The following is a 14529-nucleotide window of genomic DNA, read 5'->3' as shown; positions in this document are numbered from 1 at the left end:
TACAAGTGGTCTTAATTTATCTGGAAGGGGGAAGGAATGAATGCAATTAGAAAAATATAAGCCCCTAGAGGAAACAAGTGAGGGACAACAAAATTCAAAATTACCTCTACAAGAAAAGAAATCAAGCTTACTATTGTGGATTGGTGGTATTGCTTTTACATTTTTTATCGCACTTTTAGGTTTGGGGCTGTCTAAAATTACAGGATTTGATCGAATTGGACCGCTTGCTTGCTCAATTATTATTGCGGTCATTTATCGCCAAATCGCAGGCTATCCAGAAAAATTCCGTAAGGGCATTGAATTTTCCGCTAAAAAACTTCTCCGTTTTGCAATTATTTTATATGGTTTGAAATTAAATATTGATGTGATTTTTAATCAGGGTTTGCCATTATTGGTTCGTGACATAGGAACCGTAGCTTTTGCGATAATCGTAATGGTTCTGATTGCAAAGTGGTTAAAAGCTGACCCTTCAATTTCGCTACTTCTCGCGGTAGGAACGGGTGTGTGCGGTGCAGCAGCTATCGCAGCAATTTCTCCTATCGTAAAAGCAAAAGAAGAAGATACGGCCATAGGTGTAGGGATAATCGCTTTAATGGGGACACTTTTTTCCATAATTTATACCCTAATACGTCCTATCCTTCCAATATCAGCGTTGGATTATGGTATATGGTCTGGAATCAGTCTTCATGAAATAGCTCATGTTGCATTGGCAGGAGCCCCAGCAGGTGAAGATGCGCTAGCTATTGCGCTATTGGCTAAATTAGGTCGTGTCTTTTTACTCATCCCATTATGCTTCATTTTTATGTATTGGATGAAAAAACGTTCATCGGAAAAAACGGGTCAAGATGCAAAAATAGATTTTCCATGGTTCCTCGTTGGTTTTATAATTATGAGTTTAATTGGAAGTTATGTGTTTGGAACATATATCTCAGTTTCTCCAATCGTAATGGAGGGTATTTCTAAAACTACTACATTTATTTTGACAATGGCCATGATTGGTCTCGGACTAAATGTCAGCTTGCAGGCGCTTCGTACAAAAGCCATGCGTCCACTTTTGGCAATGACCATTACCTCGTTGCTTCTTTCTATAATCTCGTATTTTATAGTCTAAAGGTAGAGGATCTTATAATTTTTGGTGGAGCCTTCCAGTGTTGTCTATAAAATCACTAAGGAATTATTTAATACAGATAACATAATCCAGATGTAAGGGTATTTTTTAAACGTAAACATCCCCCACTTTGAACTGTATCCTGAATAGTTGTCACTATTCAGGGTTTTCTATATCCATGGATACTCGTTTAATTCATGCGAAGAGTATGAACATAGTAAATTATTTTTAATAATCATTGGAACCGTTTAGAGAGCAATCACTGTACAAAACTTTTCTGATTGTTCGAAAGTGAGAGTTTAATAGAAAACAAGACAGGGAACATCTCACGTTTATTTCTAAACTAGACGAATCAATTGATACCGATTTATTTGAATATTATTACAATTTGGTTTACAATATAATCACTGATACGAACATCACAATGTCTTTTTCTGTTTGGAGGAAATTTTATGGAGCTAGACTTTAACAATCCAATCCCATTACATGTTCAATTAAAAATAATATTAGAAGACCAAATTTTACAAGGTTATTATAAGGACAAGATCCCAAGTGAAAGAGAACTCATGGATATGTATTCTGTTAGTAGAAGCACTGTAAGAGAAGCTGTATCTATTTTAGTTCGTGATGGGATATTAGAAAAAAGGCATGGTAAAGGGACCTTTGTATCTCTTAAACCAGTTCAAGAATGGCTTAAGATGATTAGTTTTACTGAGACGACTAAAAATATGGGGATTAAATTACTAAATCATGGTCGTGTATTGACTCCTGAAAATATAGCCGATGCAAATGGGTTTGAGGATGAATCATACCATATTAAGAGGCTACGGTTACAGGGGGATTTACCAATCGCAATTGAATTGCATTACTATTCTTTAGAACTTGGACAAAAATTAACGAAATTTGATTTAAGTACTACTGTTTTGTATGATGCACTCGAAGGTGATCTAAATATTAACTTTTGTGAAGCAGAACAAATTATAACATGCGGCTTTCCAACTAAAGAAGATGCTGAACATTTAGGTATAACAGAAGCTATGTGCTTGCTAATTACAGAACGAATGATTTTTGATTCTGATGGTAATTTAGTAGAATATTATAAAGGTTTATTCCGATCAGATATGTATTCATTTGCTATGAAAATGTCCCGAAAGAACAACTAATTTTGTAAATGTACTAATAAGTATTACCGACTGGATAAAATACCCTAAGCCTTTCTAAGAAAGTAGAGAGGCTTAGGGTATTTTTGGTTCTCTAATCGTTAATGTAGATTCTGATGGTTTTGAACAGATAAAAACGCCAGTCAAGTTATTCCTATAAAGGGCTTGATTGACCAACCTGAGGTGCTTATTATACATTTGAATTTCCACCCAAGCATTTAAGTTTGTTTCTAGGGTTTTAATTGTTAGTATAGAATTGAAACTTCATCAAGAAAGGACAAATTTTAAATGTCAAATATACAAATACCTGTATCGGTCTTAAATTTGGCCCCTATTCGCAAAGGGCAGGGGGCAAAAGAAGCCATTGATGCAATGGTTGATTTGGCGCAAGCCACTGAGAAAATGGGTTATAAACGATATTGGGTTGCAGAGCATCATAATACGCCAACACTAGTGAGCTCAGCTACTTCGATTTTAATTAAACATATCTTGGAACATACAGAACACATACGAGTTGGGTCTGGCGGAATTATGCTACCTAACCATTCTCCTTTGGTAGTAGCCGAACAATTTGGAACTATGGCAACTATCTATCCTAATCGATTGGACTTGGGTCTTGGCCGGGCTCCTGGTACAGATATGATGACCGCAAGTGCATTGAGACGTTCTCAAAATGATTCAGTCTACACATTTCCAAAAGATGTAAAGGATTTGCTTGCTTATTTTGGGCCCGAAGAGCTTCAAGGTTATATAAAAGCTTATCCAGGTGTTGGCACGAATGTTCCGATTTATATCCTCGGTTCATCAACGGATTCAGCGGTTTTAGCAGCTAAATTAGGTTTGCCGTATGTATTTGCTTCCCACTTTGCACCAAGGTATATGGATGAAGCCATTGCAATTTATCGTAATCAATTCCAGCCATCAGAATATCTGGACTCTCCATATATGATAGTATGTCTTAATGTGATTGCAGCAGAAAGTGATGAAGAGGCCAAATTTGAATCGACAACGATGCAGCAATTTTTCTTGAATGTTGTGCGAGGCTCACGAACGCTGTTAAGTCCTCCAATTGAAAACATGGATCACATTTGGAGTCAGCCAGAGAAAGAAATGGCTACATCGATGTCCAGTGTGACTTTGTTAGGAAGTAAACTTTCGATACGAGAACAGTTAACGAGTTTTCAAGAGAAGTATAACGTGGACGAAATCATGGCTGTATCTTATATTTATAATCCTGACAAACAAAAACGTTCTTATGAACTTTTAAAAGAAGTGGTTGATGGCAATTAACGAATGAAAGTAAAAAGTAAACCCTGTCTAAGCGATAGGGTTTGCTTTTTATTAGAAGGACCATATCGTAGATTGGACTGTAATTCAACAATCGGGGCGCTATAGTTGAAGATTATTGTATAAGCTAACTTCCTATGCGAAATACCTTTTGTTTACATAGAACAGAATATTGGCAATTAAAAAGTTTTTATACTCAAAATAAATAGTTTGAGAATCAACTTCTGTTAATTAAAGCTATTTTAGTTTTTCTTGAGGATTAGCATTCAACTATCATTATAATTTTATATTACTTTATTGATATTCTTAAGCAAATGCCATAAATGACTCCTGGAGAGTCGATGAAACGTATATCAAGTAAAAGGTCAATGAATGTATCTGTATCGTGCAGTGGATTCCAAAGGAAACACGATTGATTTTTATCTCAGTAAAACAAGAGACAAAAAGGCTGCAAACACTTCTTCAAGAAAGCTTAACGGTCTTTTCATGTTTCTAAACCTCGCGTCATTACGTAAAATGGGGTTTAGGTGGATAAATTCAAGGTTATACATACTCTATACTTTCGGATTCAATAGTATTTTGCTTGAGCACCAAAACAGATGGTGAGTATAAGGTTAAGGCGAATGAATATCACTGATTTACTTATTTTTTCTGTGGTTTTAGGTTGTCTTTAAGGCAGCTTTTTCATTATTAAACTGAGGGAGTTCAAGAGTGCATTTTGATCTTTGTTCATGCCAGATTTGTGGACTAAAGATTATTGTGCAAACTAAAGGATAATTCTTTGCAAATAAAAACCATTCTATATCGAATGGTTTTTATCTTTATCTCTATTTGCTGTTGGATTAGGGTTATTTAATAAACTACCAATTAATGGGATGAAATAATTGAGAATTGGCCCTCCTAAACAAACGGTTAATAGAGTTCCGATACCAATTGGTCCATTGAATATGATTGCCATTACTAAGAAAACAAGATAAATTAATGTTTTTGAAAACAGTATATTCATTCCAGTTAAATCTTGAATGATGAACATCAAACGGTCTACAGGAATTGGAGCAAAATTTGCATGTAAGTAGATAGCTGTTCCTAGTCCTATAACAACTAATCCAACCCCTAAACAAACAAGTTTAATGAGTATTTGTTCTGGCTGAACCAAGTTATGTAATAAAAAAAGCCATATATCAATTCCAAGACCTGTTATAAAAGCTGTTAGTAAACCAAAAAATTCTGGTCTTTGTCTTTTTAAAAGTGAATTACAAAATATCATGATAAATGCTATTATAAATTCCCAGCTTCCAACCGTTAGTCCGACTTGTATAGAAAGGCCGACCAAAAGGGCATCAAATGGTGATGTTCCAAGGTCTGATTGTATGGTTAAAGAACAACCAAGGGCTAATAGTATGATTCCTAACACATAGAGGATAAATTTCGTGTTACTCACATTTAACACATTTATTCATTAGCTAATTCTTTTATCATTAAAATATGTGGACTACCATCTTCCATAAAAACATTTGATGAAGTTTGATAGCCGAGTTTTTTATAAAAACCCTCTGCTTGTGTTTGCCCATGTAATTTAACCTGGGATATTTCCTTTTCTTTTGCGATTTCTTCTAATGTTTTAATAATTATTTTTCCAAGACCAAATTTACGGTAAGGCTCTAAGATACAAATTCTCTCCAATTTACCTAAACCATCAACAACTCTTAACCTTCCAGTTCCGACAGGTTTTTCATTATAATAGACTAAAATATGTTCTGATAGTCCATTAAGTGTATCAAATTCATCAAATTCATCTTCTAATGAGAAACCTTGTTCCTCAACAAATACTTCTTTTCTGATATGAAAAGCATTTTTTAAATCGCTATCTACTGTTATTCTCTTTGAATCCAATGATCTTCCTCCCTTTTCTAGATTTATTTAATTATACAAGTCATAATAACTTTATGACCTTTTATTAGTATAAATGAAATTATTTTTGTTGTAAATACAACAAAAAAGTTAGGGGTTTTTTTAATGATGGAAATACTTCGTGAAATTGGAATGATAGCAAGAGCATTGGACTCTATAAGTAATATAGAATTTAAAGAATTTGACCTTACAAAAGGGCAGTATTTGTATCTTGTTCGAATATGTGAAAATCCTGGAATCATTCAAGAAAAGGTAGCAGAAATGATAAAGGTTGACCGCACGACAGCAGCTCGTGCAATTAAAAAACTGGAGATTCAAGGTTTTATTGAAAAGAAAAATGATGATAACAACAAAAAAATTAAAAAGTTATATCCAACTGATAAGGGCAAAAATGTTTATCCCTTTTTAAAGAAAGAAGGAGAGTATACCGACAAGGTTGCATTATCTGGATTTTCTTTGGAAGAAACAGAAACAATATTTCATCTTCTTCAAAAGGTCAGAAAAAATATTGAGGTAGATTGGGAATTCGTAAAAAAAGGAAATAAAAGGGGGTATTGATATAGGCTTATATATTATCCCTGCTTCATAGATGACTAAACGGGGCATTAGTTGAGGCAACATAAGCTAATTTGCATCTGTACTTCTTAAATGAGAAAGATATGTAAAGTGAATAATGTAAAAACCTCTAACACCCATAACCCGTTCTAGAAATTAATTTGGATAATCTTTGTGTTGTAAGGATTGATGGAGTTGTTCAAAATTTTATATAGTTGTGGATATGAATTTAATAGAAAGAGGCTCGAATTTCTATTTGAAATTGAGCCTCTTTCTTATTATCCAGCTACATTTTCAGTGAACTGACTATTGTAAAGATCTGCATAGAAACCATTTACCTCTAAAAGTTCTGAATGTGTTCCTTGCTCAATCACCTTTCCTTGATCCATAACAAGAATCAAATCTGCATCCTTAATCGTTGAGAGACGATGGGCAATTACAAAGCTAGTACGTCCTTCCATCAGTCGCTTCATCGCCTTTTGGATAAAGACCTCGGTCCTAGTGTCCACACTCGACGTCGCTTCATCCAATATCATGATTGGTGGATCTGCAAGGACAGCTCGTGCGATTGTCAAAAGCTGCTTTTGACCTTGTGAGATGTTCGAGGCTTCTTCGTTTAAGACTGTCTCATAACCATCTGGTAGTGTCCGAATGAAATGATCGGCATGTGCCGTACGAGCAGCTGCGAAAATTTCATCATCTGTTGCTCCATTTTTTCCATAAGCGATATTGTCTTTAATCGTACCATTAAAGAGCCAGGTGTCTTGAAGCACCATCCCAAAGTTCTTTCGAAGGTCATTCCGAGACATATTCCGTGTATCTAGACCATCAATCTTAATCTTTCCGCCATTGAGTTCATAAAATCTCATCAAGAGATTTATCATTGTCGTTTTTCCAGCACCAGTCGGTCCAACAATTGCGACCGTCTGTCCAGACAAGACATCAATGTTCATATCTTTAATTAACAAGTCTTCACCGTATCCAAAATCTACATGTTCAAAAGTTACATCGCCATTTGCTCTCATTATACTAGCTGTCGTTTTTTCTTTCATTTCCTCTTCTTCATCGAGTAGTTCAAAGACACGCTCAGCTGCAGCAACCGTCGACTGAATAATGTTTGCAATGTTAGCTGTTTGTGTGATCGGCTGGGTGAACTGCTTTGAATATGTGATAAATGCTTGAATATCACCAATTGAGATCGAACGTTGCGTTACCAATATCCCGCCGACAACGCTGATAAGGACATAACTCAAATTTCCGATAAAGAACATCATAGGCATGATGATACCAGATATAAACTGTGCTTTACTTCCCGCTTTATACAATTCTTCATTAACCAAAACAAACTGGGCGCTTGCCTTTTTTTCATGTCCGAATGCTTTAACGACTTGATGGCCAGTATACATTTCTTCAATGTGCCCATTTAATTGTCCGAGTGTGCGCTGTTGATCGGCAAAATGTTTTTGGGATCTTTTTAAAATGGGCCGGATTGCAAATATTGACAAAGGTAAGCTGACAATCGAGATTAATGTCAATAACGGGCTTATCGAAAGCATCATAATGATAATCCCCAAAATTGTAACAATTGATGTGATGAACTGCGTTAAGCTTTGTTGAAGGGTGCTCCCGATTGTATCAATGTCATTTGTCATTCGGCTTAGTGTTTCTCCGTTAGGACGTCCTTCAAAATATTTGAGAGGAAGTTTCTCAAGCTTTCTATTAACATCTTCTCGAAGATCATATACTGTATCTTGTGCAACACTAGACATAATGTATTGTTGTACATAGTTGAAAAGACTGCTTAAGGCATACAGTCCAGCAAGTAGTAGAAGAATCTGTCCAATTTTATCAAAGTTAATAGTTGCTCCTGGTATTCCTTGGAATTTCCCGTAAGCTCCTTCGAATAATTCTGTAATCGCCGTTCCCATGATTTTGGGCCCTACAATCATAAAAATTGTACTCATGATTGCAGCGAAGAACACGGCAATCAATTTGTTGCGTCGGGGTTTTAAATAAGCCAAGAGACGTCTTAGTGTTCCTTTAAAATCTTTTGCTTTTTGACCCATCATCATCATGTTACCGCCACCAGGGCCATGCCCCATTTGCCCGCCGCTTTGAGGTTTTTTTTGATTACTCATGCAATTTCCTCCTCTGAGAGCTGTGATAAGGCGATTTCACGGTATACGGCGTTTGTACTAAGCAACTCTTGGTGTGTACCCATGCCTACAATGTGTCCTTCATCTAACACGATGATTCGGTCAGCGTCTACAACCGTACTAACACGCTGTGCAACAAGTAATACCGTCGCATTTTTTGTTTCATCTTTCAGGGCTGCACGAAGGTTGGCATCTGTCTTGAAATCAAGTGCAGAAAAGCTATCATCGAATATATAAATATCTGGTTTTCGAATGAGTGCTCTTGCAATCGAGAGTCGTTGTTTTTGTCCACCTGATAGGTTTGAGCCGCCTTGTTCGATTTCTGCATTATAGCCGTCTTTCATTTTGCTTATAAAATCTTCTGCTTGCGCAATACGAGCCGCATGCTCAATTTCCTCCTGTGTGGCTGTTTGTTTTCCAAAGCGAATGTTGTCAGCAATAGTACCCGTAAAGAGGATGGCTTTTTGTGGCACAAAGCCAATTTTTGAACGGATTTCATCTTGTGATGCCATACGAATATCAACACCATTAACGCGAATAGATCCACTTGAAATATCATAAAAGCGAGGGATCAAATTGACGAGCGTTGATTTTCCTGAACCTGTTCCACCGATGATTGCGGTGATCTCACCAGGTCTTGCAGAAAAACTAATATCCGATAATGCAGGTTCTTCTGCTCCTGGGTAACTGAACGATACATGTTCAAATTCAAGTGTACCGTGTTCACGATCTGCCTTATCTGTTCCCTCATCTAGGAATGAAGGTTTCATGTCAAGGACTTCGTTTATCCGAGTTGCCGACACAGCCGCACGAGGAACCATAACGAACATCATGGATGCCATAACAAGTGCGAACATAATTTGCATCACATATTGGATAAAGGCCATTAAGTCCCCAATTTGCATACCGCCGTTATCAATTCGAACTCCACCAAACCAAATGATACCAACAACCGTCAAGTTCATGACAAGCATCATTATAGGCATCATAAAGGCCATAACTTTATTTACTTTAATCGAGACATCTGTCAATTCTTTATTAGCTTTCTTAAGGCGTTCCTTCTCTTGGGTTTCACGATTAAAGGCACGAATGACGCGAATCCCAGTTAAATTTTCTCGTAATACAAGGTTCAACCGGTCTAATCGTTTTTGCACCGTTTGAAAAAGAGGCACACCTTTATATAGAATAAGCAGGATCGAACCAATCAACACAGGCATTGCGACGACAATAACAAGGGATAATTTGGCATCCTTCGAAACGGCCATAATCACTCCGCCGACTAGCATAATAGGTGCACTGATAACCATACGAAGCATCATAATAACCACTTGCTGGACTTGTGTTATATCATTGGTCGTCCGTGTAATTAGTGACGCGGTACCGACTTCGTCAAATTCTTGTAACGAAAATTTTTCAACATGATTAAAGACTTTCAGGCGGACATCGCGTCCCATTCCCATTGCTGCTTTTGACGAATAGTAGCTTGCGATAATGGAAGCACAAGCGCCAAGAGCTGAAACTAACAACATCAAACCACCAATTTTCCAAATGTAGGAGGTGTCTCCAGGAACGACACCTTTGTCAATAATATCGGCCATTAGTGTAGGCAAAAAGAGGTCCGACATTGATTGAACAAAGACTAGACCGAAAACTGCTAAAATAATCCACTTATAAACGGATAAATTTTTCAGTATTTTTATCATTTTGTACACTCTCCTTGTTCTGTTGCTTGTGCTTCCAAATAGTTTGTAATTTGAAGATGCGTTTCAAGTAACTCTTCAAACTGTTCTTCAGTAAGTAATTCAATGACCGTTTGAAAGATTTGGTGAATACTGCCTTCATGCATATGAATCGTTTTTAACAAATTTCTTCCCTTTTCGGTGATGGACAACTGGATTTCACGCCGGTTGCCCTCCACATGCTCACGATGGAGCATGCCAGCTCGAACGAGACCATCGACCGCTTGGCTCAGTGTGCTTTTTGGAAGAAATGTTTTCTCCCCAACGTTTTTTTGAGTCATATCCTCGTGAAGAATAATGGCCATCAAAATAGAATATTGGGGAACTGTTAATCCATTTTCTACTGCTGTTTTTTGAACGAATCGCATGATATTTTTCTGCACGTTCGAAAATGAACGTAATAGTTGTACTGAACGCATTAATTCTTGATTTTCACTCTCCACTCAACTTCACCATTCTTCCTATTTTGAACTGTTCCATAACGAACAGTTCATTTTATGAATTATTTAAATTTACATCTATTTTTCCGCTTAGTCAAGCAAAAAACAATTGCATCATTTCAGTGTGTATCTTGCTCTTAGTGCTAACCTAAAAAACAAGTTTTAAACTTCAGTCAAGTACTAAACTTATTCAACAAAGGAGGTAAGGGGTTTATCTATGCGGCTCGATTATTCGGTTAGGTATATGGACAACTAATTCAATAATTGAGTTCTGGAATACAAACTAAAAAAATTGATTAATTAATAAGGAAATCTTCGAATTTGATAGAGCTTGGGTGCTTTACTGTTTTACAATATTAAACTGCGTAGAGTGATTTTTTTATAGTATATAGAGTTCTCTTTTGACTAAAATCCGTTTGCTACCCTAGAAAGCGTTATGAGAGTGGAAGGAAGAATAGTGATAAAGCAGTGCTCTTAACGATGCCTTGTGGATTGTTTGATTTGCTCTTAATTCAAAAGACAAGAAAATAATCTGATTACCAAAGTGGAATTAGTTGAAAATGTGAGATAGAAAGTGTTAGGATAATATTACTAAAGTTAGTACCAGGTAATAACACTAGATGATAACGTAAATGAGAATGGTGTTAAATAGAAAGCATGTATTACATAATAGGAACTTTTCATCCCTGGTGGATACATAACCAAATTTAATTTTGTCAAAATCAGTTAAAGAGAAAGTATTGTGTTTCAGGTTACAGCGTTCCGTTTTGTATTTAAGGGTGCGAGTATGAAGACTAACATTCGGTTTTAAAAGAAAAATGTACTAATTATTAGGAGGGATGATGACGTATGGTTGAAAACCGTCATCTACAGGCAGGTCTCAGTGATGAAAAAGTGCTTGAGATGTATAAAGTGATGTTATTAGCAAGACGTATAGATGAGCGGATGTGGTTATTAAACCGATCAGGGAAAATTCCATTTGTTGTTTCTTGTCAAGGACAAGAAGCCGCTCAAGTAGGGGCTGCGTTTGCATTAAATCGTGAAAAGGATTATGTACTTCCCTATTATCGAGATCTTGGAGTAGTGCTTGCGTTTGGGATGACCGCTAAAGATCTAATGTTATCCAGTTTTGCAAAAGCAGAAGATCCGAATTCAGGGGGGCGTCAAATGCCTGGCCATTTCGGGCAAAAAAAGAATCGCATCGTGACGGGTTCATCGCCTGTTACAACTCAAGTACCACATGCGGTTGGAATTGCACTAGCTGCAAAAATGGAAGGGAAAGATATCGTTTCATTTGTTACTTTTGGAGAAGGTTCATCTAATCAAGGTGACTTCCATGAAGGAGCAAATTTTGCTGGCGTTCATAAACTCCCGGTTATCTTGATGTGCGAGAATAATCAATATGCCATTTCCGTTCCAATTGAAAAACAGTTAGCGTGTACAAAAGTATCGGATCGGGCCATTGGTTATGGAATGCCAGGTGTAACGGTTGACGGAAATGATCCGATTGAAGTATACCAGGTGGTAAAAGAAGCCGCCGAAAGAGGCAGACGAGGCGATGGGCCAAGTTTAATAGAAACTGTTTCATATAGGTTAACACCCCACTCAAGCGATGATGATGACAGTATGTATCGCTCACCTGATGAAGTGGCAGAAGCAAAAAAAATAGATTCGATTATTACATTTGGTGCCTATTTAAAAGCAACAGGGGTCCTAGATGATCAACTTGAGAAACAAATTAATGACGAGATAATGGACGTTGTGAACGAAGCGACTGATTATGCAGAAAAAGCTCCATATGCAAATGAAGAAACGCTCTCGAAATACGTTTATGCAGATAAGTAAGGAGGAAAGAAGATGGCTGTAATTTCTTATATAGATGCAGTGATAATGGCTATACGCGAAGAAATGGAACGCGATCCGCGTGTATTTGTACTAGGTGAGGATGTAGGGAAAAAAGGCGGGGTTTTTAAAGCAACAACTGGTTTATATGAACAATTCGGAGAACAACGGGTTATTGATACTCCGCTTGCTGAATCGGCTATAGCTGGGGTTGGCATTGGTGCGGCTATGTATGGAATGAGGCCGATTGCAGAAATGCAATTTGCTGATTTTATCATGCCTGCAATCAACCAAATTATTTCAGAGGCTGCCAAAATACGTTATCGCTCTAATAATGACTGGCAATGTCCAATAGTCATTAGAGCTCCATACGGCGGCGGAGTCCATGGGGCGTTATATCATTCACAATCCGTAGAAGCCATTTTTGCCAATCAACCAGGGCTGAAAATTGTCATGCCATCCACGCCATATGACGTGAAAGGGTTATTAAAAGCAGCTATTCGTGATGAAGACCCAGTTCTTTTCTTTGAACATAAACGTGCTTATCGCCTAATTAAAGAAGAAGTACCGACTGATGATTATGTATTACCTATTGGCAAAGCAGATGTGAAGCGTTACGGTGATGACGTTACCGTGATTACTTACGGCCTTTGTGTTCATTTTGCGCTTCAGGCAGCTGAAAAATTGGCCAGTGATGGGATATCTGTTTATATTCTTGATTTACGAACCGTTTATCCATTAGATCAAGAAGCCATTATTGAAGCAGCATGCAAAACTGGAAAAGTTCTATTAATTACAGAAGATAATAAAGAAGGAAGCATTATTAGTGAAGTGTCAGCCATTATTGCAGAAAACTGTCTTTTTGATCTGGATGCACCGATAATGAGACTCGCCGGTCCGGATGTTCCAGCCATGCCATATTCTCCACCATTGGAAAAATCCTTTATGGTGAATCCTGAAAAAGTAGAAAAAGCTCTACGGGATCTTGCAGCCTATTAAATTATCGGCAGGGAGGGTATGAAAATTGAAAATACAACAAATGAAAATGCCTCAGCTAGGGGAAAGTGTTACGGAAGGAACAATCAGCAAGTGGCTCGTTAGGCCTGGAGACCATGTGAATAAATATGATTCAATTGCGGAAGTGATGACTGATAAAGTCACAGCGGAAATCCCTTCGTCTTTTACCGGAAAGATTATAGAAATTTTTGCAAAAGAAAATGAGACAATGGTAGTTGGCGAAGTGATTTGTGCGATAGAAGTGGAAAATGTCAGTGAAAAGAAGGAAGACAGTGACCAACAATTAGTCGAAAGCCTGAAAACGATTGAAACAACAACTAGCACTAATCACCTTAAAACAAGATATTCACCAGCCGTATTAAAAATTTCACAGGAAAATGGCATTGATTTAACTAAAGTCAAAGGATCGGGAAGAGACGGAAGAATCACCCGGAAAGATTTAGTGAAACTTCTTGAAAAAGGAGTGAATAAAATTGAAGAAAATCAGGAGTTGGCACCAACAGTTATTGCTTCAAAACAAGATCCTGTTGAAAAATCGTTTTCTTCCATTGAGACATCAGTCCATTCAGTTGGCGATATAGAGATTCCTATTACAGGAATCAGAAAAACAATTGCAGCCAATATGGTGAAAAGTAAACATGAAGTCCCGCACGCTTGGATGATGGTCGAAGTGGATGCAACAAACCTTGTTAAGAATCGCGATTCATTAAAAGCTGAATTCAAGCAAAAAGAAGGCTATAATTTAACATACTTTGCATTTTTCATCAAAGCAGTATCACAAGCTCTAACCGAATTTCCGGAGATGAACTCTATGTGGGCTGGTGATAAAATTATTCAAAAAAAGGATATTAATATATCAATTGCTGTAGCTGCGAGTAATGCTCTTTTTGTTCCAGTGATTAAACATGCGGACGAAAAATCAATTAAGGGACTAGCCAGGGAGGTTCATGAACTCGCTCAAAAAGCGCGAACAGGAAAGTTGAAACCAGAAGATATGCAGAATGGGACATTTACGATTAATAACACGGGGGCATTCGGATCTATTCAGTCGATGGGAATTATTAACCATCCACAGGCAGCCATCCTTCAAGTTGAGTCTATCGTCAAACGTCCAGTAATCATTGATGATATGATCGCGGTAAGGAATATGGTGAATTTATGTTTGTCGATTGACCATCGGGTACTTGATGGTTTAGTATGCGGTAAATTTTTAGCTAGAATAAAAGAAATTATTGAAACTGCCTTTCAGGAAGGTGCCTCCATTTATTGAGAAAATATACCTTACACATAAGGCGTGTTTAATTAACTGGAGGT

The 14529-nt window shown here is 37.2% G+C and carries 12 protein-coding genes and 1 pseudogene; 8 read left to right on the top strand and 5 right to left on the bottom strand.

Annotation, left to right across the window (positions count from 1 at the left end):
* Window positions 1-40: 40 nt before the first annotated feature.
* From JFU24_RS04385 to JFU24_RS04370, 4 genes and pseudogenes are all read left to right on the top strand, one after another.
* Window positions 41-1111, top strand: a complete 1071-nt coding sequence (locus tag JFU24_RS04385) for a YeiH family protein (protein WP_201224753.1) — start codon at window positions 41-43, stop codon at window positions 1109-1111.
* A 449-nt stretch (window positions 1112-1560) separates the two neighbouring features.
* Window positions 1561-2271 (top strand): GntR family transcriptional regulator, encoded by a 711-nt coding sequence (locus JFU24_RS04380; RefSeq protein ID WP_201180891.1) that lies wholly within the window; start codon window positions 1561-1563, stop codon window positions 2269-2271.
* Window positions 2272-2556: 285 nt separating this feature from the next.
* Complete coding sequence (locus tag JFU24_RS04375; protein ID WP_201224752.1) at window positions 2557-3558, top strand: LLM class flavin-dependent oxidoreductase; 1002 nt, start codon at window positions 2557-2559, stop codon at window positions 3556-3558.
* Window positions 3559-3877: 319 nt separating this feature from the next.
* Window positions 3878-4028, top strand: a pseudogene (locus JFU24_RS04370) (DDE-type integrase/transposase/recombinase); the annotation flags it as partial.
* 326 nt (window positions 4029-4354) lie between these two features.
* On the opposite strand, the gene JFU24_RS04365 reads toward JFU24_RS04370, so the two are convergent.
* Window positions 4355-5005 carry a YczE/YyaS/YitT family protein gene (locus JFU24_RS04365; RefSeq protein WP_446728285.1) on the bottom strand — a complete coding sequence of 217 codons (651 nt, stop codon included), beginning with the start codon at window positions 5003-5005 and terminating at the stop codon, window positions 4355-4357.
* Window positions 5006-5007: 2 nt separating this feature from the next.
* Window positions 5008-5448 carry a GNAT family N-acetyltransferase gene (locus JFU24_RS04360; RefSeq protein ID WP_057215098.1) on the bottom strand — a complete coding sequence of 147 codons (441 nt, stop codon included), beginning with the start codon at window positions 5446-5448 and terminating at the stop codon, window positions 5008-5010.
* 123 nt (window positions 5449-5571) lie between these two features.
* On the opposite strand from JFU24_RS04360, the gene JFU24_RS04355 reads away from it, so the two are divergent.
* Window positions 5572-6024 carry a MarR family winged helix-turn-helix transcriptional regulator gene (locus JFU24_RS04355; protein ID WP_201249558.1) on the top strand — a complete coding sequence of 151 codons (453 nt, stop codon included), beginning with the start codon at window positions 5572-5574 and terminating at the stop codon, window positions 6022-6024.
* A 275-nt stretch (window positions 6025-6299) separates the two neighbouring features.
* Here JFU24_RS04355 and JFU24_RS04350 read toward each other — a convergent pair whose 3' ends face one another.
* From JFU24_RS04350 to JFU24_RS04340, 3 genes are read right to left on the bottom strand one after another with little or no spacing between them, the layout of a single operon-like run.
* Entirely contained in the window at window positions 6300-8159 is a 1860-nt protein-coding gene (locus tag JFU24_RS04350; protein ID WP_201224750.1) for an ABC transporter ATP-binding protein, read from the bottom strand.
* Window positions 8156-9880, bottom strand: coding sequence for an ABC transporter ATP-binding protein (locus tag JFU24_RS04345; protein WP_201249557.1), 1725 nt, complete (start codon window positions 9878-9880; stop codon window positions 8156-8158). The genes JFU24_RS04350 and JFU24_RS04345 overlap by 4 nt, the downstream gene beginning before the upstream one ends.
* Complete coding sequence (locus JFU24_RS04340; RefSeq protein WP_201180887.1) at window positions 9877-10359, bottom strand: MarR family winged helix-turn-helix transcriptional regulator; 483 nt, start codon at window positions 10357-10359, stop codon at window positions 9877-9879. The genes JFU24_RS04345 and JFU24_RS04340 overlap by 4 nt, the downstream gene beginning before the upstream one ends.
* An 846-nt stretch (window positions 10360-11205) precedes the next feature.
* Here JFU24_RS04340 and JFU24_RS04335 point away from each other — a divergent pair.
* Genes JFU24_RS04335 through JFU24_RS04325 form a run of 3 tightly spaced genes read left to right on the top strand, consistent with a single transcriptional unit; the run spans window position 11206 to window position 14485 of the window.
* Window positions 11206-12201: a thiamine pyrophosphate-dependent dehydrogenase E1 component subunit alpha gene (locus JFU24_RS04335; RefSeq protein ID WP_201224749.1), complete on the top strand. Its 996-nt coding sequence runs from the start codon at window positions 11206-11208 to the stop codon at window positions 12199-12201.
* 12 nt (window positions 12202-12213) lie between these two features.
* Window positions 12214-13197, top strand: coding sequence for an alpha-ketoacid dehydrogenase subunit beta (locus JFU24_RS04330; protein WP_201224748.1), 984 nt, complete (start codon window positions 12214-12216; stop codon window positions 13195-13197).
* A gap of 25 nt (window positions 13198-13222) precedes the next feature.
* The gene (locus tag JFU24_RS04325; RefSeq protein ID WP_201249556.1) at window positions 13223-14485 is read left to right on the top strand and encodes a dihydrolipoamide acetyltransferase family protein; all 1263 of its coding nucleotides are present in this window, start codon (window positions 13223-13225) and stop codon (window positions 14483-14485) included.
* The last annotated feature ends 44 nt before the right edge of the window (window positions 14486-14529 follow it).

This window comes from Peribacillus sp. TH27 (genome assembly GCF_016650915.1).
GTDB classification, from domain to species: domain Bacteria; phylum Bacillota; class Bacilli; order Bacillales; family DSM-1321; genus Peribacillus; species Peribacillus butanolivorans.
Note: the sequence above shows the minus strand (reverse complement) of the source record. Positions and strands in the feature narration are given on the sequence as shown.

What these genes read in the sequence shown, in the direction of transcription:
- JFU24_RS04385 (WP_201224753.1), top strand. Translation starts at nt 41, where the DNA reads ATGCAATTAGAAAAATATAAGCCCCTAGAGGAAACAAGTGAGGGACAA.
- JFU24_RS04380 (WP_201180891.1), top strand. Translation starts at nt 1,561, where the DNA reads ATGGAGCTAGACTTTAACAATCCAATCCCATTACATGTTCAATTAAAA.
- JFU24_RS04375 (WP_201224752.1), top strand. Translation starts at nt 2,557, where the DNA reads ATGTCAAATATACAAATACCTGTATCGGTCTTAAATTTGGCCCCTATT.
- JFU24_RS04355 (WP_201249558.1), top strand. Translation starts at nt 5,572, where the DNA reads ATGATGGAAATACTTCGTGAAATTGGAATGATAGCAAGAGCATTGGAC.
- JFU24_RS04350 (WP_201224750.1), bottom strand. Translation starts at nt 8,159, where the DNA reads ATGAGTAATCAAAAAAAACCTCAAAGCGGCGGGCAAATGGGGCATGGC.
- JFU24_RS04345 (WP_201249557.1), bottom strand. Translation starts at nt 9,880, where the DNA reads ATGATAAAAATACTGAAAAATTTATCCGTTTATAAGTGGATTATTTTA.
- JFU24_RS04335 (WP_201224749.1), top strand. Translation starts at nt 11,206, where the DNA reads ATGGTTGAAAACCGTCATCTACAGGCAGGTCTCAGTGATGAAAAAGTG.
- JFU24_RS04330 (WP_201224748.1), top strand. Translation starts at nt 12,214, where the DNA reads ATGGCTGTAATTTCTTATATAGATGCAGTGATAATGGCTATACGCGAA.